Source organism: Chromohalobacter israelensis DSM 3043, assembly GCF_000055785.1.
GTDB classification, from domain to species: Bacteria; Pseudomonadota; Gammaproteobacteria; order Pseudomonadales; family Halomonadaceae; genus Chromohalobacter; species Chromohalobacter israelensis.
On sequence record NC_007963.1, the window covers coordinates 3060167 to 3085407 of the forward strand.

The following is a 25241-nucleotide window of genomic DNA, read 5'->3' on the forward strand; positions in this document are numbered from 1 at the left end:
AGTCGTGGACAAAAAGGGTAACTGCCGGATGCGCCGCAGCGTCACGTCACCGTGTCGTCGGCACTCGCCGGGCCGCTGAGACGCTCCAGACGCCGGCCACGGTGGCAACAGATGAGGTTGAGGTCGCAGGCCCGCGCGATCTCGACCGCCAGGGACGAAGGCAACGACAGCGTGGCCAGCGTGGTGATCCCGGCACGCACGGTCTTCTGCACCAGTTCCATGCTGCAGCGGCTGGAAAGCAGCACCGCCGCCGGCATCGCCTGACGCGTCAAGCCATCGCCGATGATCCGGTCCAGCGCGTTATGGCGACCGATGTCCACCCCGCGTGCCAGCACTTCGCCGTTTTCCGCCAGACCCAAGGCGGTATGCAGCCCCGGACGCGCATGCCGCTGGAGGCGCTCGATACCCTTCAGCAGCGCCTCGGGCGCTAGCGGCGCGCGCGATGGCAGCCGCGTCAGGCCCTGCATCAACTGCGCCTCCTCGGCCACCCCGCAGGCGCCGCAGCTCGACACCGAAGCATCCGCGCGCCGCAACCCGGCTGCACGTTCTTCGACCCGGGGCGACACCGACAGACGCACCGCCAGTCCATGGCGCAACCGCGACAGATGCACCGCCTCCACCTCCGCGGCCCGTGCGATCCATCCGGCGGTGAACGCATGCCCCAGCGCCAGTGGCTCGAGCGCCTCGGGTGTCGCCAGCAGCGTCACCATGGCGGTGTCGTTGAGCGTCAGGGTGATCGGCTGTTCCTGCGGGCCCTCCAGCGCACGCAACGGCCGGCCACACTGGTCGTCGTAACGCGCGATGGCGGAAAAGGCATGCGATGTCATCGGCTCTGGTGGCATGTGAAGGTTCCATCGGGACACATAATGACCGGCGCGAGGCTCGTCGCTCGCGACGCCCGTCCAACGATTCGGCGCGGTCTCGAACCGCCGTGCGGCAGGCACGCCCACCCTGCGGTCCGGGTGACGGCGCGACCTCTATCCTTCACCCTAGCGCGCCCTGTGCCTCTGGACCAATCGAACTAGGCGATGCATCGATAGAGCCCCTCGATCAAGTCGCGGGGGTTGCCATCTGCCACAGGTCGAGCACGGCTTGCAGACGACGTCCTCGCGGCGTCCCCTGTGGCCACAGCAGGCCGACGCGATCGCCCTCGCCGGGCAGGCGCCGCGCCACGAGGTCCAGCGCCCCCTCGCCACCTTGCAACCAGCGGCGGCGAACGAACTGCTCGGGCAGGATCGACACGCCCAGCCCCGCCAGCAGCCACTCTCCCAATGCCGCGGTGGCATCGGTTTCCAGGGCGGGCGTCAGCGTCAAGCCGTGAGCCGCCAGGCGCATTTCCAGCAAGTGGCGCTGATGCATGTCCGGCGTCAGCAGACACAGCGGGTACTCGGCCAGCTGCGACCACTGCGGCGCCTCGGGCAAGGCAAAGTGCGCAGGGGACGCCACCAGGGCGGGATACTCGTCGAACAGGGGACGGTGCGCGAACCCCGCCATCGCCGGCGCATCCAGATAGCCGATGACCAGGTCCAGGCCACCGTCCTCCAGCCCCTGCGCCAGCATGGGCGTCGCCAGTTCGCGCACGCGCAGGACCAGACCGGGATGCGCGGCGCGCAGCGTCGGCAGCCATTCGGTGAGTGCATTCAATGCGGTGGGAATCACCCCAAGGGTCAGGCGGCCGACCAGCGGCGCCGGGGACGCCAGATCACCGCGCAGGGCCTCGAACTCGCCGAGGATGCGGCGTGCATGGCCCAGGACCCGCTCGCCCTCGGCGGTGAAGCCCTCGAAGCGATGACCACGACGAATCAACGGCGTGGCCAGTTCCTCCTCGAGCTGCCGCAGGCGCGCCGACAGGGTCGGCTGGGTCACATGGCACGCCTTGGCGGCGCGACCGAAGTGACGCTCTCGCGCCAGGGCACATAAAAAGGCGAGTTGGCGATGATCCATGGTGCGCTACGAGGCGTCGTCGTGCAGCGATAACGGCGGCGTGGTGCGCTTCACGGTCTTGGTGACGATATAGGTGAAGTAGCGCTCGATGCCCAGGTCGGACATCAGCCAGGCATCGATGGTGCGCTGATAGGCATCGATGGAATCGGCCTCGAACTTGACCAGATAATCGACACCACCGCCCACCGCCACGCATTCGGTCACCTCCGGCGTGTCGGCGACGGCCTTCTCGAAGCGCGCGAAGCTCGCCGCATGATGAGTCCCGAGTTCGATCTGCACCCACACCGGAGTGCGCTTGACGACCCGCGACGGATCGAGGCGTGCGCCATAGCCCTGGATGACGCCCGCCTTCTCCAGGCGACGCACGCGCTCCCAGCACGGGCTGACCGAGAGGTTGATCGCCTCGGCCAGCTTCGATTTGGTGATGCGCCCGTCATGCGACAGGATGTCGAGGATCTTGAGATCGTAGCGGTCGAGTTTCATGCGGCGTGGCGGTCCTTCCTCAACGCTCGAGACTGTCGACGACTTGCGCGATCACCGCGATGGTATCGCCCATGTTGAGCTGTGACGGGAAACGTCGCGCCACCAGCACGCCATCGCGCTGAGCCCGGTAGACGACCGGCTCGCTGCCGGTGCGCGTCATGTCGTAGACGCGTGCGATCACATCGCCGCGACGCACCGTTTCGCCCAGTGCGAAGACCATCTCCAGCAGGCCGCTGTGCTCGCTCTGGACGTAGCAGGACGCATCGGGCATGTCCACGTACACCTGCGGCTCGGCGGGCGTCTCCAGCGTTCCTTCGACCAACCCGTAATGGATCAGGAAGTTGCGCACGCCGCGCTCGGCGATGGCCATGCGCTCCGGCGTCGTGGTGCCACCCCCGCCCAGCTCGGTGGTCACGAAGGTCTTGCCCTGCGATTCCACGGCGGTGTCGTACAGCTTGGTGGCATCGAGCTCGAACATCATCATCGCCACCGGAGCGCCGAAGGCCACGGCGCCGGCCAGGCTGTGCGCTTCCTGGTCGCGATCGTCGAGGCGATGCGCGGCGGCGAACGGCAGGATGTCCAGGGTACGGCCGCCGGAATGCAAGTCCAGCGCCACGTCGCACATCGGCACCAGCTCGCGGGTGAAGTAGTCGGCGATCTGCTCGGTGACGCCGCCGTCCGGGTTCCCGGGGAAGCTGCGGTTGAGGTTGCCGCCATCCAGGCCCGAGGTGCGCTTGCCGGCGGTCGCGGCGGGCACGTTCATGATCGGCACGATGATCACGCGGCCGCGCACGTCCTCGGCCCGCAGCGTGTTGCTGAGCTTGAGCAGCGCGGTGATGCCTTCGTATTCATCACCGTGGTTGCCGGCGGTGAGCAGCGCCGTGGGTCCGGGGCCGTTGTTGATCACGGTGACCGGAATCATCACCGCGCCCCAGGCCGACTCATCGGTGGAGATCGGCAGTTTGAGAAATCCGTGCTGCACGCCTTCGGCGTCGAAATCGACGGTGGGTGACACCGGGCTGGGTCGCTTGCTCATGTCATGTTCTCCTCGTCTCGCGTCCCACGGCTCAGCACACGAAGAGCTGGCGGGGGAAGTTGGCCAGCGTCTCGCAGCCAGTCTCGGTAATCAGAATGCTTTCGGTGATTTCCAGGCCCCAGTCGTCCTCCCAGAGCCCCGGCATGAAGTGGAACGTCATCCCCGGCTCGAGGATGGTGTCGTCGGATGGGCGCAGGCTCATGTTGCGCTCGCCCCAGTCCGGGGGATAGCTGATGCCGATCGAGTAGCCGCAACGCGCCCCGCCCCGGTCGAAGCCATACTTGTCCATCGCCGCGCCCAGCGCCATGGCGATGTCGGCGGTGCGATTGCCCGGCTTGGCCACCGCCAGGCCGTTCTCGATCCCCTCGAGCAGGGCCGACTCGGCACGGATGAACGCACTCGGCGGCGTGCCCAGGAACACCGTGCGCGACATCGGCGCATGGTAGCGCTTGTAGACCCCGGCGATCTCGAAGAAGGTGCCCTCGCCCTGGCGGAAGGGCGTATCGTCCCAGGTCAGGTGCGGCGCGGCAGCATCCTTGCCGGTGGGCAGCATGGGCACGATGGCCGGGTAATCGCCACCGAAGACGCGACCATCGGGATCTGTCCAGCCCTCGATGCCCACCCGGTAGATCTCGGAGACCAGCTTGCTCTTGGGCAGGCCCGGCTGAATCACCTCGAGGATGCGCGAATGCATGCCCTCGACGATCCTCGCCGCGATACGCATGTACTCGATTTCCTGCGGCGACTTGATCGCCCGGCACCAGTTGACCAGCGAATTGGCATCCTCGAAACGGGCATGCGGCAGCTCACGCACGAGGCTCAGGTACGCCTTCGCCGAGAAATAGTAGTTATCCATCTCCATGCCGATGATACCGTTGTGCCACCCTCGATCCGGCAGGATCGACTGCGCCAGGTATTCCATGGGATGCATATCGGGATTCTGGACGTAATAATCCGGGTAATAGGTGATGTTGTCCGGATGGATCCAGCAGGTGCGCAGCGCACCGTTGGCATCCATGCGACGCCCGTACCAGACCGGCTCGCCTTCGAGGCCGAGCAGCACGCACTGATGGACATAAAAGGACCAGCCATCGTAGCCCGTCAACCACGCCATGTTGGACGGATCGCTGACGATCAGCACGTCGATCCCTCGATGCGCCATGGCCGAACGCACCTTGTGCAGCCGGCTGGCGTATTCCTCACGAGTGAAAGGCAGGGAAACCTGAGACATGAAGCCACTCGCCCGACAGAATTGCTCATCCCTGTTCTCCCGGACGGGAGGCAGGACCATGCATTCGATGAAATGAATTGTACTGACATAAGGAAGGGAAAAATCAGTACAATTGTCGATCAATGCGTCGCCGACGATACTAGCATTCACGCTCAGCGTGCCGTCAAAGGCTTTATTGTGTCATGACAATTGACCTGACTCCGTATCTGCCGTCCCAGGGGCCCAAGTATCTCGCCATCGCCCGAGCGCTCGCCGAAGCCATTCGCCAGGGCGAACTCACGCCGGGCACGCGTCTGCCGCCGCATCGGTGCCTCGCCGACGCACTGGCGGTCAGCGTCCAGACCGTCTCGCGGGCCTATGCCCAGGCGGAAAAGATGGGCCTGGTGCAGGCCCGGGTGGGCAGCGGTACCTGGATCAACACGCTCGACGACAGCCAGGAGGCGGAATACCTGCGCAGCGCGGACCTCCCCACGGAGGGCGCGCCGGTGGACCTGTCCATCGCCCACCCCGTCTGTCCGCCCGGCCATCATCTGCGCTTTCGCGAGACGCTGCGCGAGGTGGCGGACAGCGCGCATCCCGACGCCATCGACGCGTGCCGCCCCATCGCCGGACTCGCGCATCAGCGCGAGCGCGCCAGTCACTGGCTTCAGGAAACGCTCGGCGTCCCCGGCACCCCCGACGACCGCGTGCTGTGCAACGGCGCTGCCCACGGCGTCATGCTGGCCATCGCCACGCTGGTTCAACATGGCGATGTCGTGCTCACGGAAGCGCTCACCGACCATGGCCTGATCGCCCTGTCGCGCACGCTGGGTCTGCAACTGCGCGGTGTGGCGATCGACGAGCAAGGCGTGATTCCCGAGGCCCTCGACGCTGCGTGCCGCCGCTATCATCCGCGTGCGGTATGCCTGACACCGACCCAGCACAATCCCACCGGCGCGACCATGGATGCCGACCGGCGCGACGCCATCGCCGAGGTGCTGGCACGCCACGGCACCTGGTTGATCGAAGACGACACCCATGCCCTGCTCGAGCCCCCGGGGCTGACGCCGCTGACCGCTCGTCTGCCGCGCCAGAGCTTTCATGTCACCAGCCTCACCAAGGCCACCGTGCCGGGGCTGAGAGCCGGCTACCTGAGCGTGCCGCGCGGCCAGTTGCACCACACCCTGCCGCGCCTGCGCGCGACCAGCTGGATGGCCACGCCCCTGATTTTCGAGATCGCCGACCGCTGGCTGGCCGATGGCAGCGTCGAGGCCCTGGCCGAGGAACAGCGCCAGCTGCTCGCCGAACGCCAGCAATTGACCCGCTCACGCCTGCAGGGCCATGTCATGGCCTCGCGCCCCACGGGGCTGCATGTCTGGCTCGCCTTGCCACGCGCGTGGCGTGCCGAGGAGCTCCAGCAGCAAGCGCTGCGCGAAGGCCTGGCGATCGCCACCGCGCAGCCGTTCATGGTGGGACAGGGAGCGCCGCCGCAACGTGTCCGCCTGAGCCTCGGCGCCGAAAACGACCTCGAGCGTTTCGATCAGGGCCTGACGATTCTCGCGCGATTGCTCGGCGAAGCCCCGCCACCAATGCTACAAAACGTATGACGCGATGACGCACCGGGCGGTTGCCCGCCGTCACGCACGCCACTCATTCATCATCGATCCGCACGCCAATCGATTCGTACGCCACGAGGTTTTCATGCGCATCCTGATTCATGCCGACGACGCCGCGCTCTGGAAGGAACGACTCGCCGCGAGGCTGCCCGACGCCACCTTCGCCATCAGCGGCGAAACCCGCGATTTCCAGGCCGACTACCTGGTGGCATGGAAGCCGCCGGCCTCGCTGTTCGACGCTCAGCCCGCGCTCAAGGGGATCGTCAACCTCGGCGCCGGCGTGGATGCGCTGCTCAACAATCCCTCGCTCCCCCAGGACATTCCCATCGTCAAGCTGCGCGATGCCGGCATGGGCGAGTTGATCGCCGATTATGTGCGCTATGGCGTGCTCCACTTCCAGCGCGACTTCGACCGCTACCGTCGCCAGCAGCACCGTGCCGAGTGGCGGGAACATGCCGTCACGCCCAAGCGCGAGTGGCGTGTGGGGGTGCTCGGCCTGGGTGCCATCGGACTGCACGTCGCCCAGCGTCTCGCCGAAGACGGCTACCCGGTGCATGGCTGGAGCCGTTCGCCCAAGGCCATCAATGGCATCACCTGCCATCACGGCGACGATGGCCTGACGACCCTGCTGGAACAGGTCCATACCCTGGTCACGCTGTTGCCCGACACCCCGGCCACGCGACACGTCATCAATCACGAGACGCTGGCCGCGCTGCCCCACGGCGCCGGCCTGATCAATCCCGGGCGCGGCACGCTGATCGACGAGGCCGCCCTGCTCGAGGCGCTGGGCACCGGGGAGGAAGAAAACGGCCGGCTGCGCGGCGCCATGCTCGACGCCTTCCCCACGGAGCCGCTGCCCGGCGACAGTCCCTTGTGGTCGCATCCGCGCCTGTGGATCACGCCGCACATGGCCGGACCGACCCCCGTCGACGAGGCCGCCGAGCAGGTCGCCAAGGCTCTCGGCGCCATGCATGCCGGCGAGGCCATCGACACCGTGGACCCCAAGGCGGGTTATTGAGCCGCGAGCGCCTCGGCGTCCTCGCGCCCCGTCATCGGCACCCGTGCGCCCCGGGCATCGAAGACATGGCAATGAGCCACCGGCAACGCCAGCGACAAGCGCTGCCCCTCGCGGGCGGCGTGGGCGCCATCCAGGCGCACCACCAGCCAGGTCTCGACACCGGGCAGGCGCGTATACGCCAGGGTGTCCGCGCCTAGCGGTTCGAGCATTTCGACCGTCACGTCCAGTGTCGCGGCCGCCTCCCCCGAGGCAGTCGCTTCGACGAGGTGCTCCGGCCGGATGCCGAGGGTCGCCGCGTCTCCCTCGGGCAGGATCGCGGGAAGCGCGACCTGGGCGCCATTGGGCAGCACCACACCGCCAGCGTGCGCCGTCACGGGCAGGAAGTTCATCGCCGGCGAGCCCAAAAAGCTGGCTACGAAACGTGTCGCCGGTCGTGCGTAGAGCGCCATCGGCGTGCCGCACTGCTCGACGTGACCGCCGTTCATCACCACCAGGCGATCCGCCAGCGTCATCGCTTCCACCTGGTCGTGCGTGACGTAGACAGAGGTGATGCCGAGTCGCTTCTGCAGGCGCCGGATTTCCAGACGCATCTGCACCCGCAGCTTGGCATCGAGGTTGGAAAGCGGCTCGTCGAAGAGAAACACCTGCGGCTCGCGGATGATCGCCCGCCCCATCGCCACCCGCTGCCGCTGCCCGCCGGAGAGCTGGCGCGGACGTCGCTCGAGCAGGTCGTCGAGCCCCAGCAAGGCGGCGGTATTCGCCACCCGACGGCGGATTTCGTCCTTGGGCGTGCCTCGGTTCTTGAGGGCATAGGCCATGTTGCCGGCCACGCTCATGTGCGGATACAGCGCGTAATTCTGGAACACCATCGCGATGTCGCGCGCGGCGGGTTCCAGCTCGTTGACGCGCCGTCCGTTGATCGCGAGCTCGCCCGCGGTGATCGGCTCCAGCCCCGCCAGGATACGCAGCAAGGTCGACTTGCCGCACCCCGACGGCCCGACCACCACGATCAGCTCGCCATCGGCGACGCTCAGGTCGATGCTGTGCAGGGCCGTCATGCCATTGGGATAGCGTTTGCGGATTCCGTCGAGTCGTAAGGTCGCCATATCGAATCCTCATTGGGCGCCGGTCGGCCCCGGACGCGCTCATTTTTCGCTGTCGACCAGCCCTTTCACGAAATAGCGCTGCATCAACAGGATCACTCCGATGGGCGGCAGCATCGCCAGCACCGCCGTGGCGGTGACGTAGTGCCACGGCACCAGGCCATCGGCACTGGTCAACAGGCGCTTGAGGCTGACCACGATGGTCAGGTAATCGGCATCGTTGGTGATCAGCAACGGCCACAGATACTGGTTCCAGCCGTACAGGAACATGATCACGAACAGTGCCGCGAGATTGGTCTTCGACAGCGGCAGCAGGATGTCACGCAGGAAGCGCCAGGGGCCGGCACCGTCGATGCGCGCCGCCTCGACCAGCTCGGGCGGCACGGTCAGGTAGAACTGCCGCATCAGGAACGTCGCCGTGGCACTGGCGATCAGCGGCAGGATCAGCCCCGCGTAGCTGTCCAGCAGCCCCAGGTCGGCGACCACCTCGAACGTCGGCAGGATGCGCACTTCCACCGGCAGCATGAGGGTGATGAAAATCAGCCAGAAACACAGCCGCCGCAAGGGAAAGGCGAAGAAGACGATGGCATACGCCGCCAGCACCGAGATCGCGATCTTGCCCACGGCGATGCCCAGTGCCATCAGCGTCGAGTTCACCAGCAGGGTCGTCACGTCGGTGCCCAGGCCGCCGACCGCCCCGCCGAGCAGCTCGCGATAATTGTCCAGGCCGGCGTCGCCGAATCCCAGCGGCGCCGTTTGCGAGTAGAGGTCGCCGAGCGTATGGGTGCTGGCCGTGACGGCCAGCCACACCGGCAGCCCGAACAGCAGGCAGCACAGCCCCAGCAATCCATGACTCAGCCAATCCAGACCGGGACGACGATAACGCATCAGTACTGCACCCTTCGTTCCAGGTAGCGAAACTGCACCCAGGTCAGCCCTCCGACCAGGGCCATCAACAACACCGACTGCGCGGCGCTGGCGCCCATGTCCTGGCCGACGAAGCCATCCTGGTAGACCTTGTACACCAGGGTGGTGGTCGCGCCGCCCGGGCCGCCGGCGGTCACCGTGTCGATGGTTCCGAAGGTCTCGAAGAAGGCATAGACGCAGTTCATCACCAGCAGGAAGAACGCGGTGGGCGACAGTAACGGAAACGTGATGGTCCAGAAACGCCGCCATGGCCCCGCCCGGTCGATGACCGCCGCTTCCAGCAGGCTCTTGGGCACCGCCTGCAAGGCGGCAAGGAAGAACACGAAGTTGTAGCTCATCTGCTTCCAGATCGAGGCCATGATCACCAGGGCCAGGGCCTGGGCACCGTCGAGCTTGTGATCCCATGCGATGCCCAGATGACCCAGCGCACCGCTGACCAGGCCCAGCGTGGGGTCGAACAGAAACAGCCAGAGGACACCGGCCACCGCCGGCGCGACCGCGTAGGGCCAGATCAGCAGCGTCCGGTAGCCGCGGGCGCCACGCACGACGCGGTCGGCCATCACCGCCAGCCCCAGCGCGATGCTCATCGCGCCGAGCGCCACAGCCAGCGAGAAGACCAGCGTGGTCCCCAGCGCCTGGTAATACGTCGCATCGCTCAAGACGGCCTGGAAGTTGGCCAGACCGGCGAATTCCCGCGACAGGCCGAAGGCGTCCTCGACGTAGAACGCCTGCTCGATGGCCTGCAGCGATGGCCAGAAGAAGAACACCAGGACGATGGCCAGCTGTGGGGCCATCAGCAGCCAGGGCGTGACGCGGTGATGCTGGAACGGAGCGCTCATGACAATTCCCGAAACCACAGAGACTCGATGACGGCGAGCACGAGCTCGCGAACGGGGCCCCCGCCGAGCGGGCGCCCCGTTCGCATGTCGACGGCGTCAGCGATTGGCACGTTCGAACTTTTCCAGCAGCTCGTTGCCACGCGCGGCGGCCTGATCGAGGCCGTCCTGCGGCGATACATCGCCTGCGAAGACGTTTTCCAGCGCACCGTTGATGATGTCGCGAATCTGCACCATGTTGCCCAGCCGCAAGCCCTTGGAATTGTCGGTGGGCTGGCCGGCCGTGATCTGCTCGATCGCCACGTCGGTGCCGGGATGCTCCGCGTAGAAGCCTTGTTCGCGGGTCAGGTCGGCCGCCGCCTGCGTGATCGGCAGGTAGCCGGAGTACTGATGCCAGTCCGCCTGGACCTCGGGCGTGGACAGGTATTCGAAGAATTCGGCCACTCCCTGACGGTGCGTCTCGTCCAGCCCGTTGAGCACCCACAGCGAGGCCCCGCCGATGATCGAATTGTTGGCCTGCTCGACCACCTCGGCATCGTAGGGCAGCGGCGCCACGCCGAAATCGAAATCGGCATTTTCCTTGATATTGGCGTAGGAGGCCGAGGATCCCATCATCAACGCGCACTCGCCCGCGTAGAACTTGGGCGCGGCGTCATCGAAGCGTCCGCCATAGGCGAAGCGCCCGTCCTCCTGCCAGCGCGTGAGGCGCTCGATGTGGTCGACGACGGCGGTGCGATTGAAGCGCAGCCGCGCATCCGTGCCCTCGAAGCCATTGGCCCGCGAGGCAAACGGCACGTCGTTGATGGCGGAATAGTTCTCGAGCATGACCCAGGAAGGCCAGGTCGTGGTCAGTCCGCAGCTCGCCGCCCCGCTGTCGACGATCTTTTCCAGCGCGTCGCCCAGTTCCTGCCAGGTACGGGGGATCTCCTCGACCCCCGCCTGCGCCAGCCGCTCGCGGTTGTAGTACGTCACCGGCGTCGAAGAATTGAAGGGCAACGACAGCATGTTGCCCTCGGGGTCGGTGTAATAACCCGTGACCGCAGGCAGGTAGGCCTGGGGATCGAAATCGACATCGGCCGATGCCATCAAACGATGCACCGGTACGATGGCCCCCTTGGCGGCCATCATCGTCGCCGTACCGACTTCGTAGATCTGCACGATATCCGGCCCCTTGTCGGCACGGTATGCGGCGATCGCGGAAGTCATGGTCTCGCTGTAATTGCCCTTGAAGACGGGCGTGACGGTATAGGCATCCTGACTGGCATTGAAGTCGGCCGCGATCTGCTCGACCTTGTCCCCCAGCGCACCGCCCATGGCATGCCACCAGGTGATCTCGGTATTGGCCTGGGCACTTCCCATGCCGGTTCCCAGCGCGAGGACGGTGCCAAGTGATGAAAGCAGCAAAGCACGTTGCATGAAAGGCTCCTTGTTCGGTGCGCGAGGCTCGATGCCACTCGCGCCACCCTAGACAAGTAATCTTTCAATTAGATGACCGTTTCACGGCCAAAAAAAGACCCGCCAATCGGCGGGTCGGAAGAACAGCATAGGCTGTCGAGAGAGAAACGGTCGTCGGCTCAGTGATGGAAGCGCTCGGCGGCCTGGCGCGCCAGTTCGCGGATGCCGTCCCAGTCTTCGTTTTCGACCAGGGACTTGGGCGTCAGCCAGGAACCGCCCACGCACATCACGTTGGGCAGACTCAGATAATCGTCGGCGTTGTCCACCGTGATGCCGCCGGTGGGGCAGAACCGCGCCTCGGGGATCGGGCCGCCGAGGGCCTTGATCGCCTTGGCGCCACCGCTGGCCTCCGCCGGAAAGAACTTGAAGCGCCGATAGCCATACTGCCAGCCGGTCATCAGCTCCGAGACGGTGGCGATCCCCGGCAGCATCGGCACCGGGCTTTCCACGCCATAGCGATACAGGGCCTCGGTGGCGCCGGGCGTGACCACGAAATCGACACCGGCTTCCTCGGCGAGACGGTACTGGGCCGGCGTCAACACGGTGCCGGCACCGATGCTGACGCCCGGCAACGCGGCCCGCATGCGGCGAATGGCATCCAGCGCGCAGTCGGTGCGCAGCGTGATCTCGAGCACGTTGAGTCCACCCTCGACCAGGGCCCGCGCCATGGGCACGGCATCCTCGAGGCGTTCGATCACCAGCACGGGAATGACTTCCACCTTCTGGCAGATGCTGTCGAGTTCCGTGGTACGGGTGGAGGGCAGCTGTTTGTCGATAGTCATGGGATGCTCCGGTGGTCGGGAACGCGCTGGCCTAGGGGGCCCAATACGTCGCGATGGGTTGGGAAAGGAAAGCGCGAATCGGCAACTGGCGCACGTCGTCGCCCGCCAATGCCTCGGCCAGGACACGGCGCTTGTCATTGCCGGTGATGTGCAACACGTGCAGGCCGGCATCGGCCAGGCGCGATGCGCTCAACGTGATGCGTGCCTGAGGCACGCTCGGCGCATGCACCACTACCGCCGCCGAGGTGGTTTCCAACGCCGTCGCCAGCTGCTCGCTATCCGGAAACAACGATGCCGTGTGTCCATCGCCGCCCATGCCGAGGATCACCGCGCTGGCCGGCCACGGCAGCGACTCGAGGCGCTCGGCGACCGTCTCGACACCGGCCTCGGGCGTGTCATCGTCGGTGGTCAGGGGGTGAAAGCACGCCTCGGCGGCCGGCCCCACGAGCAGCGTCTCGCGTACCAGGCGGGCATTGCTGTCGGCGTCGTCCGCCGTCACCCAGCGCTCGTCGGCCAGGGTCACGTCGACACGCGCCCACGGCAGCGCCTTGGCCGCCAGGGAGGTGAAGAACGGCTTGGGCGTGGAGCCGCCGGACACCACCAGCAACGCCCGTTCGCGCTTGGCCAGATCGGCCTCGAGGGCCTGGGCCACGGTATCCGCCAGACGCTCGGCGAGCCGCTGACGGCCTTCTTGAGTCGTATTCATCATCAGTAGTCTTCGTACCAGGAGCGGCCGTCCTGAGTGATCATGGCGATCGACGCCACGGGCCCCCAGGAACCGGCCGGATAACGACGCGGTGGCATGTTGCGAGCCTCCCAGCCGGCGATCAGCTGGTCGATCCAGCGCCATGCGAACTCCACCTCGTCACGGCGGACGAACAAGTATTGCTGGCCCTTCATGACCTCGAGCAACAGACGCTCGTAGGCATCGGGAATCCGCGTCTTGGGAAACGCATGATTGAAATCCAGGTGCAGCGGCCCGGGCCGCAGACGCATGCCCTTGTCTAGCCCGCTGTCCTTGGTCAGCACCTGCAGGGCGATGCCCTCTTCCGGCTGCAGGCGGATGACCAGCTTGTTGGCCGCCAGGCCGCGCTGGTCGGGATCGAAAATATAGTGCGGCTGCTGACGGAAATGGATGACGATCTGCGACATCTTTTCCGGCATGCGCTTGCCGGTACGCAGGTAGAACGGCACTCCGGCCCAGCGCCAGTTGGCAACCTCGAGCTTCATGGCGACGAAGGTCTCGGTATGGCTCGAGGTGTTGGCGCCTTCCTCCTCGAGATAACCCGGCACGCTCTCGCCATCCACGGAACCGCCGATGTACTGGCCGCGCACCACGTTGCGCGACAACTCTTCGCCTTCCAGCGGCTTGAGCGCCTTGAGCACCTTGACCTTTTCATCGCGAATGGCGTCGGCGTCGAGGTTCGACGGCGGGTCCATGGCGATCAGGCACAACAGCTGCAGCAGGTGGTTCTGCACCATGTCGCGCAACTGACCGGCCTGGTCGAAGTAGCCCCAGCGGCCCTCGATACCGACCTTCTCGGCGACGGTGATTTCCACGTGCGAAATCTGGTTCTGGTTCCACTGGTTGCCGAACAGCGGGTTGGCGAAACGCAGCGCAATCAGGTTCTGGACCGTTTCCTTGCCGAGATAATGGTCCATGCGATAGATGCGGGACTCGGGAAACACTTCGCCGATGGCGTCGTTGATCTGCTCCGAGGATTCCAGGTCATAACCGATGGGCTTCTCGACCACCACGCGGGTTTCGTCGTCGAGGCTGCCGCTGGCTTCGAGGTTGGCGCAGATATCGCCGTAGATGCTGGCCGGCACCGCCAGGTACACCACCATGGGACGCCTGGCGGCCTCGCGCCACTCGCGAATCACGTCGTAACCTTCCGCGGTGGCGAAATCGAGCCGCTGATACTCGATGCGCGCCAGGAAGCGCTCGAGGCTCGCCTGATCCAGCTCGCTGGCCTTGACCCGCTTGCCGAGCGCCTCCTTGACGCGACCCCGGAAGTCATCGAGCCCGTATTCCTGGCGGGCCAGGCCCAGAATCCGCGTGGTCTCGCCCAGCAGCCCCTCGCGGTCGAGGTGGTACAATGCCGGGTAGAGCTTGCGCAGCGCCAAGTCGCCGAGCGCCCCGAAAAGGGCCAGATCGACATCAGGTGTAGTATCTCGACTCATGACCCAGCCCCCAAAAATCTGGTTAATTTACCTATAAAATAAGCCATTCCAGGGCTCCTCGGCAAACCAATTATGTAACTTTACTACCAAAGCGGCAGGTTTATCATGGCTTCGATGCACGACGCCGCTTGGCGCTCTTGCATCGTCACGCTAGGATGCCTTTCTAACACAATGTCGTTACTTGACTAGGTCGTGTTCGAAAGGGCGGCAAACGCAGCCCGCCTTCGCACACGGCCCCGCTTCGACCCCCTTGGCAGACAGAGACGCCCATTACGCATGCCAGCCTTCGACTTGATCGACCGTATCCGCTCACGCCTGGACGAGCTCAATCGTTCCGAACGCAAAGTGGCCGACGTGATTCTCAATGATCCCGCCGCCGCCACCGGCATGAGCATCGCCACGCTGGCACAGGCGGCCGCGGTCAGCGAGCCCACGGTCAACCGCTTCTGCCGTAACTTCGACGCCAAGGGATACCCCGATTTCAAGATCAAGCTGGCTCAAAGCCTAGCCGGGGGCACGCCCTATGTCAGCCGTAGCGTGGAACGCGACGACGATGCCTCGAGCTACGGGGACAAGATATTCGGCGCGACCATCGCCGCCCTCGACGACGCCCGGCGCGCGCTGGATGCCAAACGCGTCGAACGTGCCGTCGATTACCTGATTCAGGCCAAGCAGATCAGCTTCTTCGGTCTGGGCGCCTCGGGCCCCGTCGCTCAGGACGCGCAGCACAAGTTCTTTCGCTTCAACCTGCCCGTCACCGCCTACGAAGACGTGCTGATGCAGCGCATGGTGGCCGCCGCCACGCATACCGGCGACGTCATCGTCATCGTCTCGTACACCGGGCGCACCCGGGAACTGGTCGAGATCGCCCGTGTCGCCCGCGACAATGGCGCCATCGTGCTGGGCATCACCGCGCCCGACTCGCCGCTCGCCCACGAGTGCACGGAAACCCTCGAGGTCATCACGCCGGAGGATACCGACGTCTACATGCCGATGACCTCGCGCATGATCCACCTGGCCCTGATCGACGTGCTGGCGACCGGGGTCACGCTGCGTCGCGGCGAGGATTTCCTGCCGCATCTCAAGAAGATCAAGGACAGCCTGCAGGCCACGCGCTTCCCGGCGCGCGAGGACTGAAACGCGTCCCCATCAACGCCGGCTCTATCAAGGAGTATGCCCATGCGCTGGCTCGTCGCCTGCCTGTTGTTCGTCGTCAGCACGGCCGTCCTGGCCGACACCTTCCGTTTCACGGCCATTCCCGACGAAGACCAGTCGCGGCTCGAGGAACGCTTCGACAAGGTCGCCGCCTACCTCGAGAACGCACTGGGCGTGGAAGTCGAGTACGTGCCGGTGAAATCCTACGGTGCGGCCGTGTCGGCGTTCCGCAACGATCAGGTACAACTGGCCTGGTTCGGCGGACTGACCGGCGTGCAGGCACGCCGCCTGGTTCCCGGCTCCCGGGCCATTGCCCAGGGCAAGGAGGACGCCGAGTTCCGCACCTACTTCATCGCCAACCGTGACAGCGAGATCGACGTGCAGGGCGACGACCTGCCCAAGAACGTGCAGGGCAAGGCGTTCACCTTCGGCGCCAAGACCTCCACGTCCGGACGGCTCATGCCCGAGTACTTCATTCGCGAGCAGTTCGGCGCGCCGCCCAAGTCGCTGTTCTCGCGAGTCGGTTTCTCCGGCGACCACTCCCGCACCATCGCCCTGGTCGAATCGGGTGCGTACGACCTCGGCGCGGTCAACTTCAAGGTCTGGGACGCCGCCGTCGCCGATGGCCGCGTCGATATCGACAAGGTCGATGTGATCTGGAAGACGCCGACCTACCCCGACTACCAGTGGACCCTGCGCGGCGACGCCGACGAGCGCTACGGCGCGGGCTTCACCGGGAAGGTGCGCAAGGCGTTGCTCGACATGACCGATCCAGCGCTGCTGGCGAGCTTCCCGCGCTCGGGCTTCATTCCCGCCGACAACGACGACTATGCCCCGATCGAGGACGTCGGCGAGGAACTCGGTCTGTTGCGGTGAGCGTGGCGACTCTGGTTCGTTTCGATGCCGAGCGCCTGGGGCACGCGCAGCATACGGTGCTCGCCGAGCTCACGCTGACGCTTCATGCCGGCGAGCGCGTGGCGCTGCTCGGCCCCAGTGGCGTGGGCAAGTCGACCCTGCTGGCGGCCTTGCGTCGGCGCCTCGCGCAGCGCGCGGCCTGGTGCCCGCAAGAGCACGGCCTGGTACCGCCGCTGGCGGTCTACCACAACGTCTACATGGGGCGCCTGGAGCGCCATTCCGCCCTGGCCAATCTGGGCAACCTGCTGCGCCCGCGGCGCGATGCCTGGCGCGAGATCCAGATATTGTGCGACGCACTGGGGCTCGACGGCCTGCTCAAGCGGCCGGTGAGCCGACTGTCCGGCGGCCAGCGCCAGCGCGTGGCCATCGCCCGGGCACTGTACCAGGCCCGCGAGGTGTTTCTCGGCGACGAACCGCTGGCCAGTGTCGATCCCCATCAGGCGGAGCGACTGCTGGCGATGATCCAGGCCCGCCACGCGACCTGCGTGATCGCCCTGCATCAGCGGGAACTCGCCTTGCGTCATTTCGACCGCGTATGGGGGCTGCGCGACGGCCGTCTGGTACTCGATGCCCCGGTTCACACGCTCACCCTCGCCGATCTCGATGCGCTTTACCCCGATGCCTCGCCCCTCACCGACGGGAGCCGGGATGGGTCCTGAACGTGCCCCCGGTCTGCTCGCGGGCGACACCTTCAACCTGAGGCTCGCCCGGCGCTCGCTGGGGCTGCTGGCCCTGTGTCTGATACTGCTGCCGTTCGCCGACCTGGCCGTGACCACGCATGATCCGTGGGCGGAACTGGGTCGCATGCTCGACGGGCTGCTGCGCCCGGACTTTCTCGCCACCGAATCGCTCGCGCATGCCATCGCCCTCACCGTGGGATTCGCGCTCTGGGGCACCCTGCTCGGCATGCTGCTGGGCTTCCCCCTGGCACTGCTCTTCCACCGTTTGCGACTGGTGCGCGGCGGGTGCGCGTTCGTGCGCGCCATCCACGAGCTGTTCTGGGCCCTGTTGTTGCTGCAGGTCTTCGGACTCTCCGCGGTGACCGCCATCGCCGCCCTGGCCCTGCCCTATGCCGGCATTTTCGCCAAGGTCTACGCCGAGATACTCGAGCTCACGCCCCGTGCGCCGGTCGACGCCCTTCCCGAGGGAACCGGGCGTCTCTCGCGTTTCGCGTATGCCGAGCTGCCCATGGTCTGGGCGCGACTGGCAGGTTATACCCGCTACCGTTTCGAGTGCGCCATGCGCTCGAGCGTGCTGCTGGGATTCGTGGGCCTGCCGACGCTCGGCTTTCATCTCGAGAGCGCCTTCCGCGAAGGACGCTATGCCGAAGCCGGCGCTCTGCTGTGGATGTTCTACCTGCTGATTGCCTCGCTGGGCTGGTGGGGCCACCGGCGTCTGCTGCCGTGGCTCGCGCTGGGCAGCCTGTTCCTGCTGGGTCCCTGGCCGGACGTCGACGCCACGCTGCTGTGGCGCTTCGTCAGCGTCGACCTCTGGCCCCGCCCGCTGCTCGAGGGCGACTGGACGGGGCTGTGGCGCTGGCTCGGCGACATCCCCGACCTGCTGCCGGCGATCGGCAACACCTTGCTGCTGGGGTTGCTAGGCACCGCCGGCAGCCTCGTCGTGGCCTTGCTGGCGTGGCCGCTGGCCAGCCGCCATTTCGGCAACCGCATCACGCGCGTGATGGGCAAGGGCGGCCTGGTGCTCATGCGTTCCACACCGGAGCTGATGCTGGCCTTCATCTTTCTGCTTCTGCTCGGCCCCTCGATGCTTCCCGCCTGGCTCGCACTGGCCTTGCACAACGGCGCCCTGATCGCCTTCCTGGTGGCACGCCACGCGGACGCCTTCACGCTGGACGGCCCGCCGCTTCCGGCCACCGGACGCTACGCCTATGCCTTGCTGCCGCGGCTTTACGACGGCCTGCTGGCCCTGCTTTTCTACCGGGCAGAAACCATCATTCGCGAGACCGCCCTGCTGGGCATGCTGGGAATCGCCACGCTGGGCTTTCACATCGACTCCAGCTTCGCGTACCTGATGTTCGATCAGGCGTTCTTCCTGCTGCTGGTCACCGCCGGCCTGAACATCGCCGTCGACGCCATCGCCCGCCGTTACCGGCCTCGCGAGACCTCCTCCCATTGCGACCGCCGTGTACCCGGAGACGCCGCATGCTGACCACGACGCTGCTGTTCATCGCCACCGCCATGGCCGAGATCATCGGCTGCTACCTCCCCTGGCTGTGGCTGCGCCAGCAAGGCTCGCCCTGGCTGCTGGTACCCGCCGCCGCCAGCCTGACGCTGTTCGTCTGGCTGCTGAGCCTGCATCCCGCGGCCAGCGGGCGTGTCTACGCCGCTTATGGCGGGGTCTACGTGGTCTGCGCGCTCGTCTGGCTATGGGGCGTGGATGGCGAGGCCCTGCGGCCCACCGACTGGATCGGCGCCGCGCTCGCGCTGACCGGCATGGGCGTCATCGCCAGCGGGTGGCGATAACGAAACACCGTTCAACCTTACGTTTTACTGCGTTTCTCTACGGGCGAACCTGCTAGCTTCTGATGAAGCGAGGCGCACCCCGAGACAGGGCGACCTGCGCGACTCACCGGCCTTGGCACTCGATATCGCGACTCCCTGCCGCGATCCTTACCGGAGGTTCTCATGCGCACACCCGCTCCACCACCCGCTGCCGAGACGCCCACCCGCGAGGACGCCGGCGCGGCCACTTCCGATACCGGCCGAGCGCCGCCCCGCACGCGCAGCGCGGGCAACTTCGCCAACGACGCTGCCCGCGCCGCCGAAGCCGGGCGCAAGGGGGGGCGCATGAGCCCCACCAATTTCAAGCATGACCCCGGCCGCGCCGCCGAGGCGGGTCGCAAGGGCGGCCGCCAGAGCCCGGGCAACTTCAAGCAGGACAGTGACCGTGCCCGAGAAGCCGGGCGCAAGGGCGGACGCCAGCGTGCCTCTCGCTCCGCCTGACGATCACCTCGCACATGGCCAGTCGCTTGCGAGGCCACGCAGGTATTGCCTACGTCCCGCGCCGCCCTGACTGACAGTCGATCGCGTGGCACTGACATAGGCTTGACGGCATGACAACGGCATTCGGCGCCTGCGCCGAATGCCAGTGTCCAAGCGCCGTTTCCCTGCGCCCGCACATGCGGGTTTGGCCTCTGGCCAGACCGCCCTCCAGGGCGGTCATTTTTTGACACCTCGCGATGCTCCCAAGTCGCGTCCCACCCGCCGCCGCGCGTGTCAGCCTCTCGAGACAGTAGCCATCAATCGGCGACTCGCGTAGGGTAAGCGTCTGTATACGTTGCCATTCAATTTGTGGATCGAGCCAGCGGCATTCGCCGACGAAAGGGAAGACGTCTGCATGACGACACCGGCCATGATGTACGTGCATGACTGGCGCGCCTGGCAGCCCGGCCGCCGCGATACCGCACACTCACGCCTCAGCGTTGAGGAAAAGCCTGCCGGCGCCCAGGTACCGGCGATGCTGCGTCGCCGACTGACGAGCATCGGTCGCGCGCTTTGCGACATGCTCGCCGAACTCGATGCCGAGGCCGACTACCCGCTCTTGTATGCCTCACGGCACGGCGATGGCGAGCGCACCCTGGCGATGCTCGAAGCGCTCGCCGACGAAGCCCCCCTGTCGCCGGCCCGCTTCGGCCTGTCGGTGCACAACGCCATCCCCGGCGTCTACTCGATCGGGCGCGGTAACCGCCGCACCCAGCAGGCGATCGCCGCGTCGGGCGACGAGTTCGCCGCCTTGCTCAGTGAAGCCCAGGGCTATCTTCACCAGGGTGAGCCATCGGTCATCGTCGCCTTTGCCGAGCAGCCGATTCCCGCTCGTTTCACCGCGCATTTCACGACACCGGTGGCGGCTGCCGCCGTCGCGTTACGCCTCTCGCTGACACCGTCCGACACCGCCTGGTCACTGCATCAGCGTGCTCTGGCGCACGCCGGCACGGCGAACGACGCTGACGCCCCCCAGCCCAGCGATCTGATCGACTGGCTGTGCGGCTTGCGCGACGAGCTGCCCTGCCATCGTCAACGCCTGGCCTGGCGACTGGAGCGCACCGGATAGACGATGACGATCCCGATACCGATGCGATATCGCCCCCTGCCGATCGCACGTCCCGCGGGGACGCTGTGAGCCGAAAGCGGTAACATGTACGAACACCTGATACGCCTTACGCCCGATCGACGACAAGGGAGTCGCCCATGACGAGTGAGCTGGAACAAGAACTCAAGCAATTGATCATCGATACCCTCGAACTCGAGGACGTGACCCCGGAGGATATCGATCCCGACGAACCGCTGTTCGTCGAGGGGCTCGGCCTGGATTCCATCGATGCCCTGGAACTGGGGCTCGCCCTGCAGAAGCGCTACGGCATCAAGCTGGAAGCCGACAGCGACGAGACACGCCATCACTTCCGCAACCTGCGCACCCTCGCGGCGCTGGTCGAGGAGCGGCGCAGCGCGTAGAGCCGAGCATGAATGCCCGTATCGCCCCTGTGAGCGCGCCGCGCTCTCCTCTCTTCAATCTTCTGCTCGGCATCCTGGCACTGGGCTGGCCGCTGGCCGCGCACGTCCTGCTGCCGCACTTGGGCGCCTGGCCGTTGCTGGTTGCCATCCTGGCACTCGCCTGGTGGCGCCTGCCCGCCGCACGCCGAGGATGGGGCTGGGTCCTGCTCATCGCCGGCGGCGCCTTGATCGCCGCCGGCCACGCCGAATTCGGCGTGCGAGCCTGGCCGGTGGTGCTCAACGCCGCCATGCTCGCCGTCTTCGCCCATAGCCTGGCGCGCGGGCCCAGCGTGATCGAGCGCCTGGCGCGACGCCGCGAGCCGGCACTGGGTCCGCGTGGCGTGCGTTATACGCGACGCGTCACTCAGGCCTGGTGCGTCTTCTTCCTGGTCAATGGCAGCATTGCGCTATGGACGGCCCTTTATGCCGACATGGCCACCTGGACGCTCTACAACGGCGGCATCGTCTACGCGCTGCTGGCCATGATGTTTCTCGGCGAATGGCTGATTCGCCGCCGAGTGAAAAGCAGGCCCGAGGAAACGCCCCATGACCGATAGCGCCATGACCGATCGTTCCCGTGCCTTCGCGCCGCTGCTCGACGCCCCCTGGCGCGACCGCGATACCGACCGTGCCGTGGCCTGGAATCCCGAGGCACCGGCCGACACGGCCTGGCAGTCACTGGCGTCGCTGCACGCCGCCATCGGCGCCTGGCAGGCGACCCTGGCGACCGGCGCCGACACCCCATGCGGCTGGGTGCTGAGCACGCCGGACCCCATGTCCTTCTGTGCGGCCTTGATCGCCGCCTGGGAACGCGGCGATCGCGTCATCCTGCCGGCCGACACCCGCCCCGCCACGCTCGAGGCGCTCGACGCCGACAGCGCAGGACGCCTGGGCGATCTCCCCGGCGCCCTGACCGCCAGCCCCGGCGCGCATGCACCGAGCTGGGGGGAGCTGGCGCCGCAGCGCGTTGCGGTGACGCTCTACACCTCGGGTTCCACCGGCGAGCCGCAGCGTCTCGACAAGACCTTCGCCCAGCTCGACGCCGAACTGGCCATGCATGCCGCGCTGTGGCCGCTCGACGCACGTCTGGTCCTGAGCCAGGTCAGCCACCAGCATATCTACGGCCTGCTGTTCGGCATCCTGCGGCCGCTGTGCGAGCGCGCGCCGTTCGCCGCCGACGTGTGCCGCTACCCGGAAACCCTGCATGCCTGGCTGTCGCGCTGGCAGGCGCAGACCCGCCGCGAGGCGGTACTGATCAGCGCGCCCCCCACCCTGGAACGCCTCCCCGAGACGCTGGACTGGCCGGCGGTCGGTGGCATCCTGTCAGGCATCCATTCGTCCGGCGCGCCCCTGGCGTTCGACGCCGCCGCGCATGCCGAACGCCTGCTGGGCTGCGCCGTCCGCGAAGTCTACGGCAGCTCCGAAACCGGTGGCATCGCCTGGCGCATCCAGCAGCGCGACACACGCTGGACCCCGCTGCCTGGGGTCGACGTGCGTGCCGACGACGACCAGCAACTCTGGCTGCGCACGCCCTGGCTGCCCGAGCCGGCGGCCTGGACGGCACAGGCTGACCGCGTGGTGATCGAGGCACAACGCTTTCAATTGCTCGGACGCACCGACCGCATCGCCAAGGTCGGCGGCAAGCGCGTCTCGCTCACCGCCTTCGATCATGCCCTCGGCGCCCTGCCCGGCGTTCGCCGGGCACATTGCCTGGCGCTGCCACGCCGTGACGGCCGCCTGGGCGCCGTCGTGGCGCTCGACCCCGAGACGATCCCGCACACTCACGAGGCGCGCCGAGCCCTGATTCGCCGCCTGCGGGATGCCCTGGCGCCGCGCTTCGAGAACGCGGTATTGCCCCGTTACTGGCGTTTCGTCGAACACTGGCCCAGCGATGCCCAGGGCAAGCTCGGCGCGGCCTGCCTGGCGCGCCTGTTCGCGGACCTCGACGACCCGCGGGCACCACGTTGGCTGGACGACGTCGCGGACGGCCCGAACCGCGCACACCTCACGCTGGAGGTTCCCGAGCGTCTGGCCTACCTGGACGGCCATTTCGATGACCAGCCCGTGGTACCCGGCGTGGTCATGGTTCGCTGGGCCTTGCATGCCGCGCGCGACCGCCTCGGCTGCCATGGCGTCTGCCGGGACATGACACGCGTCAAGTTCCCCCTGCTGTTGCTGCCCGGGGAACGCGCCGTCCTGGCGCTCGAGACCACGCCCCAGGCCACCTCGACCCGGCTGCGCTTCACACTGACCAGCCAGCGCGGCGTCCATGCCACCGGCACCCTGGCACTCGTCGCGCCGGAGGAGTCGTCCCATGCATGACAACGCCCGCCCTTGCGTGCTGATTCCGGTGTACAACCATGCCGAGGCGGTGGGACGCACCTGTGCACGTCTGCGTCACCTCTCGGTGCCCGTGATCCTGGTCGACGACGGTTGCGAGCCCGCCTGTGCCGAGGTGCTCGACCGCCTGGCCGACGAGCCGCAAACGCATCTGGTCCGGCTGGCACGCAATCGCGGCAAGGGTGCGGCGGTCAAGGCCGGTCTTCGCGAGGCACAACGCCTGGGGTTCACCCACGCCTTGCAGGTCGATGCCGATGGCCAGCACGACGCCGACGACCTGCCTCCGTTTCTCGCCGGGCTCGATGCCCATGACGAGACGCTACGCATCGGCTATCCCCGCTTCGACGCCAGCGTGCCGCGCCACCGTTTCTATGCTCGCTACCTGACCCATTCGCTGGTCTGGCTGAGCACGCTGTCCTTCGCGCTGCGCGATACCATGTGCGGGGTCAAGCTCTATCCCGTGGCGGCCACCAACCGCCTGATCGCACGCCATCCCTGCGGGGATCGCATGCAGTTCGATACCGAATTGCCGGTGCGCTGGGTGTGGGCGGAACGCGCCATCGAAAACCTGCCGGTGCGGGTGAGCTACCCGCTCGATGGCGTCTCGCATTTCGCCATGTGGCGCGACAACCGACAACTGACCTTCATGCACTTGCGCTTGCTTGCCGGCATGCTGCGTCGGCTTCCCCGCTTGCTGCGTCGCCATGCGCGCCTGACCAGGAGTACCCGATGACCTCCCGCGACGACGACGTCTCCCACGACACGCAGCATTGGTCGCGCATTCAAGAGTCCGGCACGCTCGCCGGCATGCGCCTCATGGTGTGGATACGCCGCCGCCTGGGCCGCTGGCCGTTTCGGCTCATGCTGGTGCCGGTGATCGCCTATTACTATGTCGTGCGTCACATTCCCCGCCAGGCCTCGCAGGAATACCTCAAGCGGATCTGGCCGTTGCATGCCGGTCACGCGCCCCGCTGCGTGCACTGGCTGAGCCTGCGTCACTTCCTGGTCTTCGGCAGCATGCTGATGGACAAGATCGACGCCTGGAGCGGTCGCAGCCTGGAAGCCCGCGTCGATGGCGAGGACCGGGCTCGCCTCGACACCGCCATTCGCAGCGGCCGCGGCGGCCTGGTGCTGGTCTCGCACGTCGGCAACCTGGAAATCTGCAGTGCCATGCAGGAGCGTCGCGACGACTTCCACGTCGTGCAGATCATGCACACCCGCAACGCCAGCAAGTTCAACGAGCTGCTGGCCCGCAGCAGTCTGCGGCGCGCGCCGGAAATCATCGAGGTCAGCGAGATCACGCCCGCCACCGCGATGCTGCTGGCCGAACGCATCCAGCAAGGTCGCTTCGTGATGATCGCCGCCGACCGCGTCCCGATTCACGACGACGGACGTACCCAGACCCTGGATTTCCTGGGCGCGCCCGCCGCCTTCCCCGAGGGACCGTTCCATCTCGCCACCCTGCTGCGCTGCCCGCTCTATACGGTGGCGTGCCTGCGCGACGAACGGGGCTATCGGGTCGAGTTCGACACCTTCGATGACACGACGCACCTCAGGCGGGCCGAACGCGGCGCCTGGCGCGAGCAGGCCATGCGCCGCTACGTGGCGTGGCTCACCGAGCAATGCCGGCGTCAGCCCCTGCAATGGTTCAACTTCTTTCCCTTCTGGAGTTCCCGCGAGAAAGGTGACCGCCATGATGCCTGAGCCACACCCGAGCCACTCGATA

Annotated in this window: 26 protein-coding genes; 14 read left to right on the plus strand and 12 right to left on the minus strand. The window is 66.8% G+C overall.

Annotation, left to right across the window (positions count from 1 at the left end):
- Positions 1 to 41: 41 nt before the first annotated feature.
- The 5 genes from CSAL_RS13810 to doeA form a co-directional block, all read right to left on the minus strand.
- Complete coding sequence (locus tag CSAL_RS13810; protein WP_224113744.1) at positions 42 to 842, minus strand: formate dehydrogenase accessory sulfurtransferase FdhD; 801 nt, start codon at positions 840 to 842, stop codon at positions 42 to 44.
- Between the two features lie 208 nt (positions 843 to 1050).
- Positions 1051 to 1944 (minus strand): LysR family transcriptional regulator, encoded by an 894-nt coding sequence (locus tag CSAL_RS13815; RefSeq protein WP_011508022.1) that lies wholly within the window; start codon positions 1942 to 1944, stop codon positions 1051 to 1053.
- A 6-nt stretch (positions 1945 to 1950) separates the two neighbouring features.
- On the minus strand, positions 1951 to 2427 hold the full coding sequence (locus CSAL_RS13820; protein ID WP_011508023.1) for an Lrp/AsnC family transcriptional regulator: 477 nt from the start codon (positions 2425 to 2427) through the stop codon (positions 1951 to 1953).
- A 19-nt stretch (positions 2428 to 2446) separates the two neighbouring features.
- Complete coding sequence (gene doeB, locus CSAL_RS13825) at positions 2447 to 3463, minus strand: N(2)-acetyl-L-2,4-diaminobutanoate deacetylase DoeB (protein WP_011508024.1); 1017 nt, start codon at positions 3461 to 3463, stop codon at positions 2447 to 2449.
- A 31-nt stretch (positions 3464 to 3494) separates the two neighbouring features.
- A complete protein-coding gene (doeA, locus tag CSAL_RS13830) occupies positions 3495 to 4694 on the minus strand; it encodes an ectoine hydrolase DoeA (protein WP_035413636.1) in 1200 nt (399 codons plus the stop codon).
- Between the two features lie 182 nt (positions 4695 to 4876).
- Here doeA and ehuR point away from each other — a divergent pair, with 182 nt between their 5' ends.
- Both ehuR and CSAL_RS13840 read left to right on the plus strand, forming a co-directional pair.
- A complete protein-coding gene (gene ehuR / locus CSAL_RS13835; protein ID WP_011508026.1) occupies positions 4877 to 6280 on the plus strand; it encodes a MocR-like ectoine utilization transcription factor EhuR in 1404 nt (467 codons plus the stop codon).
- Positions 6281 to 6374: 94 nt separating this feature from the next.
- Positions 6375 to 7307: a 2-hydroxyacid dehydrogenase gene (locus CSAL_RS13840; RefSeq protein ID WP_011508027.1), complete on the plus strand. Its 933-nt coding sequence runs from the start codon at positions 6375 to 6377 to the stop codon at positions 7305 to 7307.
- On the opposite strand, the gene ugpC is transcribed toward CSAL_RS13840, so the two are convergent.
- The 7 genes from ugpC to zwf form a co-directional block, all read right to left on the minus strand.
- A complete protein-coding gene (ugpC, locus tag CSAL_RS13845; RefSeq protein ID WP_011508028.1) occupies positions 7301 to 8413 on the minus strand; it encodes a sn-glycerol-3-phosphate ABC transporter ATP-binding protein UgpC in 1113 nt (370 codons plus the stop codon). The two genes, CSAL_RS13840 and ugpC, sit on opposite strands and share 7 nt — an antisense overlap.
- Before the next feature lie 39 nt (positions 8414 to 8452).
- Positions 8453 to 9298 carry a sn-glycerol-3-phosphate ABC transporter permease UgpE gene (gene ugpE / locus CSAL_RS13850; protein WP_011508029.1) on the minus strand — a complete coding sequence of 282 codons (846 nt, stop codon included), beginning with the start codon at positions 9296 to 9298 and terminating at the stop codon, positions 8453 to 8455.
- Entirely contained in the window at positions 9298 to 10176 is an 879-nt protein-coding gene (ugpA, locus tag CSAL_RS13855) for a sn-glycerol-3-phosphate ABC transporter permease UgpA (RefSeq protein ID WP_011508030.1), read from the minus strand. Before ugpA ends, ugpE begins: the two co-directional genes overlap by 1 nt.
- Before the next feature lie 96 nt (positions 10177 to 10272).
- A complete protein-coding gene (ugpB, locus tag CSAL_RS13860; protein ID WP_011508031.1) occupies positions 10273 to 11589 on the minus strand; it encodes a sn-glycerol-3-phosphate ABC transporter substrate-binding protein UgpB in 1317 nt (438 codons plus the stop codon).
- A gap of 158 nt (positions 11590 to 11747) precedes the next feature.
- Positions 11748 to 12410, minus strand: coding sequence for a bifunctional 4-hydroxy-2-oxoglutarate aldolase/2-dehydro-3-deoxy-phosphogluconate aldolase (locus tag CSAL_RS13865; RefSeq protein ID WP_011508032.1), 663 nt, complete (start codon positions 12408 to 12410; stop codon positions 11748 to 11750).
- Between the two features lie 31 nt (positions 12411 to 12441).
- Positions 12442 to 13119 (minus strand): 6-phosphogluconolactonase, encoded by a 678-nt coding sequence (gene pgl / locus CSAL_RS13870; RefSeq protein ID WP_011508033.1) that lies wholly within the window; start codon positions 13117 to 13119, stop codon positions 12442 to 12444.
- Positions 13119 to 14594 carry a glucose-6-phosphate dehydrogenase gene (gene zwf / locus CSAL_RS13875; RefSeq protein ID WP_011508034.1) on the minus strand — a complete coding sequence of 492 codons (1476 nt, stop codon included), beginning with the start codon at positions 14592 to 14594 and terminating at the stop codon, positions 13119 to 13121. Before zwf ends, pgl begins: the two co-directional genes overlap by 1 nt.
- A 276-nt stretch (positions 14595 to 14870) precedes the next feature.
- Here zwf and CSAL_RS13880 point away from each other — a divergent pair, with 276 nt between their 5' ends.
- The 12 genes from CSAL_RS13880 to CSAL_RS13935 all read left to right on the plus strand — a co-directional run bounded on the left by CSAL_RS13880 (position 14871) and on the right by CSAL_RS13935 (position 25219).
- Complete coding sequence (locus CSAL_RS13880; protein WP_011508035.1) at positions 14871 to 15731, plus strand: MurR/RpiR family transcriptional regulator; 861 nt, start codon at positions 14871 to 14873, stop codon at positions 15729 to 15731.
- A gap of 42 nt (positions 15732 to 15773) precedes the next feature.
- Complete coding sequence (locus tag CSAL_RS13885) at positions 15774 to 16625, plus strand: putative selenate ABC transporter substrate-binding protein (protein ID WP_011508036.1); 852 nt, start codon at positions 15774 to 15776, stop codon at positions 16623 to 16625.
- Positions 16622 to 17323 carry an ATP-binding cassette domain-containing protein gene (locus CSAL_RS13890; protein WP_011508037.1) on the plus strand — a complete coding sequence of 234 codons (702 nt, stop codon included), beginning with the start codon at positions 16622 to 16624 and terminating at the stop codon, positions 17321 to 17323. Before CSAL_RS13885 ends, CSAL_RS13890 begins: the two co-directional genes overlap by 4 nt.
- A complete protein-coding gene (locus CSAL_RS13895; protein WP_011508038.1) occupies positions 17313 to 18833 on the plus strand; it encodes a PhnE/PtxC family ABC transporter permease in 1521 nt (506 codons plus the stop codon). Before CSAL_RS13890 ends, CSAL_RS13895 begins: the two co-directional genes overlap by 11 nt.
- Entirely contained in the window at positions 18827 to 19147 is a 321-nt protein-coding gene (locus CSAL_RS13900; protein WP_011508039.1) for a YnfA family protein, read from the plus strand. The genes CSAL_RS13895 and CSAL_RS13900 overlap by 7 nt, the downstream gene beginning before the upstream one ends.
- A 162-nt stretch (positions 19148 to 19309) precedes the next feature.
- Positions 19310 to 19627, plus strand: coding sequence for a con-10 family general stress protein (locus CSAL_RS17870; protein ID WP_011508040.1), 318 nt, complete (start codon positions 19310 to 19312; stop codon positions 19625 to 19627).
- 394 nt (positions 19628 to 20021) lie between these two features.
- The gene (locus CSAL_RS13910) at positions 20022 to 20735 is read left to right on the plus strand and encodes a beta-ketoacyl synthase chain length factor (RefSeq protein ID WP_011508041.1); all 714 of its coding nucleotides are present in this window, start codon (positions 20022 to 20024) and stop codon (positions 20733 to 20735) included.
- 137 nt (positions 20736 to 20872) lie between these two features.
- Positions 20873 to 21136, plus strand: coding sequence for a phosphopantetheine-binding protein (locus CSAL_RS13915; protein ID WP_011508042.1), 264 nt, complete (start codon positions 20873 to 20875; stop codon positions 21134 to 21136).
- Between the two features lie 8 nt (positions 21137 to 21144).
- The gene (locus tag CSAL_RS13920) at positions 21145 to 21732 is read left to right on the plus strand and encodes a COG4648 family protein (RefSeq protein WP_011508043.1); all 588 of its coding nucleotides are present in this window, start codon (positions 21145 to 21147) and stop codon (positions 21730 to 21732) included.
- Positions 21722 to 23497, plus strand: coding sequence for an ApeI family dehydratase (locus CSAL_RS13925; protein ID WP_011508044.1), 1776 nt, complete (start codon positions 21722 to 21724; stop codon positions 23495 to 23497). The genes CSAL_RS13920 and CSAL_RS13925 overlap by 11 nt, the downstream gene beginning before the upstream one ends.
- Positions 23490 to 24248 (plus strand): glycosyltransferase family 2 protein, encoded by a 759-nt coding sequence (locus CSAL_RS13930; protein ID WP_011508045.1) that lies wholly within the window; start codon positions 23490 to 23492, stop codon positions 24246 to 24248. The genes CSAL_RS13925 and CSAL_RS13930 overlap by 8 nt, the downstream gene beginning before the upstream one ends.
- Positions 24245 to 25219 carry a lysophospholipid acyltransferase family protein gene (locus tag CSAL_RS13935; protein ID WP_011508046.1) on the plus strand — a complete coding sequence of 325 codons (975 nt, stop codon included), beginning with the start codon at positions 24245 to 24247 and terminating at the stop codon, positions 25217 to 25219. Before CSAL_RS13930 ends, CSAL_RS13935 begins: the two co-directional genes overlap by 4 nt.
- The last annotated feature ends 22 nt before the right edge of the window (positions 25220 to 25241 follow it).

Bases quoted from the DNA above. Each gene is read 5' to 3' on its own strand.
- CSAL_RS13810 (WP_224113744.1), bottom strand. From the start codon at position 842: ATGCCACCAGAGCCGATGACATCGCATGCCTTTTCCGCCATCGCGCGT.
- CSAL_RS13815 (WP_011508022.1), bottom strand. From the start codon at position 1,944: ATGGATCATCGCCAACTCGCCTTTTTATGTGCCCTGGCGCGAGAGCGT.
- CSAL_RS13820 (WP_011508023.1), bottom strand. From the start codon at position 2,427: ATGAAACTCGACCGCTACGATCTCAAGATCCTCGACATCCTGTCGCAT.
- doeB (WP_011508024.1), bottom strand. From the start codon at position 3,463: ATGAGCAAGCGACCCAGCCCGGTGTCACCCACCGTCGATTTCGACGCC.
- doeA (WP_035413636.1), bottom strand. From the start codon at position 4,694: ATGTCTCAGGTTTCCCTGCCTTTCACTCGTGAGGAATACGCCAGCCGG.
- ehuR (WP_011508026.1), top strand. From the start codon at position 4,877: ATGACAATTGACCTGACTCCGTATCTGCCGTCCCAGGGGCCCAAGTAT.
- CSAL_RS13840 (WP_011508027.1), top strand. From the start codon at position 6,375: ATGCGCATCCTGATTCATGCCGACGACGCCGCGCTCTGGAAGGAACGA.
- ugpC (WP_011508028.1), bottom strand. From the start codon at position 8,413: ATGGCGACCTTACGACTCGACGGAATCCGCAAACGCTATCCCAATGGC.
- ugpE (WP_011508029.1), bottom strand. From the start codon at position 9,298: ATGCGTTATCGTCGTCCCGGTCTGGATTGGCTGAGTCATGGATTGCTG.
- ugpA (WP_011508030.1), bottom strand. From the start codon at position 10,176: ATGAGCGCTCCGTTCCAGCATCACCGCGTCACGCCCTGGCTGCTGATG.
- ugpB (WP_011508031.1), bottom strand. From the start codon at position 11,589: ATGCAACGTGCTTTGCTGCTTTCATCACTTGGCACCGTCCTCGCGCTG.
- CSAL_RS13865 (WP_011508032.1), bottom strand. From the start codon at position 12,410: ATGACTATCGACAAACAGCTGCCCTCCACCCGTACCACGGAACTCGAC.
- pgl (WP_011508033.1), bottom strand. From the start codon at position 13,119: ATGATGAATACGACTCAAGAAGGCCGTCAGCGGCTCGCCGAGCGTCTG.
- zwf (WP_011508034.1), bottom strand. From the start codon at position 14,594: ATGAGTCGAGATACTACACCTGATGTCGATCTGGCCCTTTTCGGGGCG.
- CSAL_RS13880 (WP_011508035.1), top strand. From the start codon at position 14,871: ATGCCAGCCTTCGACTTGATCGACCGTATCCGCTCACGCCTGGACGAG.
- CSAL_RS13885 (WP_011508036.1), top strand. From the start codon at position 15,774: ATGCGCTGGCTCGTCGCCTGCCTGTTGTTCGTCGTCAGCACGGCCGTC.
- CSAL_RS13895 (WP_011508038.1), top strand. From the start codon at position 17,313: ATGGGTCCTGAACGTGCCCCCGGTCTGCTCGCGGGCGACACCTTCAAC.
- CSAL_RS13900 (WP_011508039.1), top strand. From the start codon at position 18,827: ATGCTGACCACGACGCTGCTGTTCATCGCCACCGCCATGGCCGAGATC.
- CSAL_RS17870 (WP_011508040.1), top strand. From the start codon at position 19,310: ATGCGCACACCCGCTCCACCACCCGCTGCCGAGACGCCCACCCGCGAG.
- CSAL_RS13910 (WP_011508041.1), top strand. From the start codon at position 20,022: ATGACGACACCGGCCATGATGTACGTGCATGACTGGCGCGCCTGGCAG.
- CSAL_RS13915 (WP_011508042.1), top strand. From the start codon at position 20,873: ATGACGAGTGAGCTGGAACAAGAACTCAAGCAATTGATCATCGATACC.
- CSAL_RS13920 (WP_011508043.1), top strand. From the start codon at position 21,145: ATGAATGCCCGTATCGCCCCTGTGAGCGCGCCGCGCTCTCCTCTCTTC.
- CSAL_RS13925 (WP_011508044.1), top strand. From the start codon at position 21,722: ATGACCGATAGCGCCATGACCGATCGTTCCCGTGCCTTCGCGCCGCTG.
- CSAL_RS13930 (WP_011508045.1), top strand. From the start codon at position 23,490: ATGCATGACAACGCCCGCCCTTGCGTGCTGATTCCGGTGTACAACCAT.
- CSAL_RS13935 (WP_011508046.1), top strand. From the start codon at position 24,245: ATGACCTCCCGCGACGACGACGTCTCCCACGACACGCAGCATTGGTCG.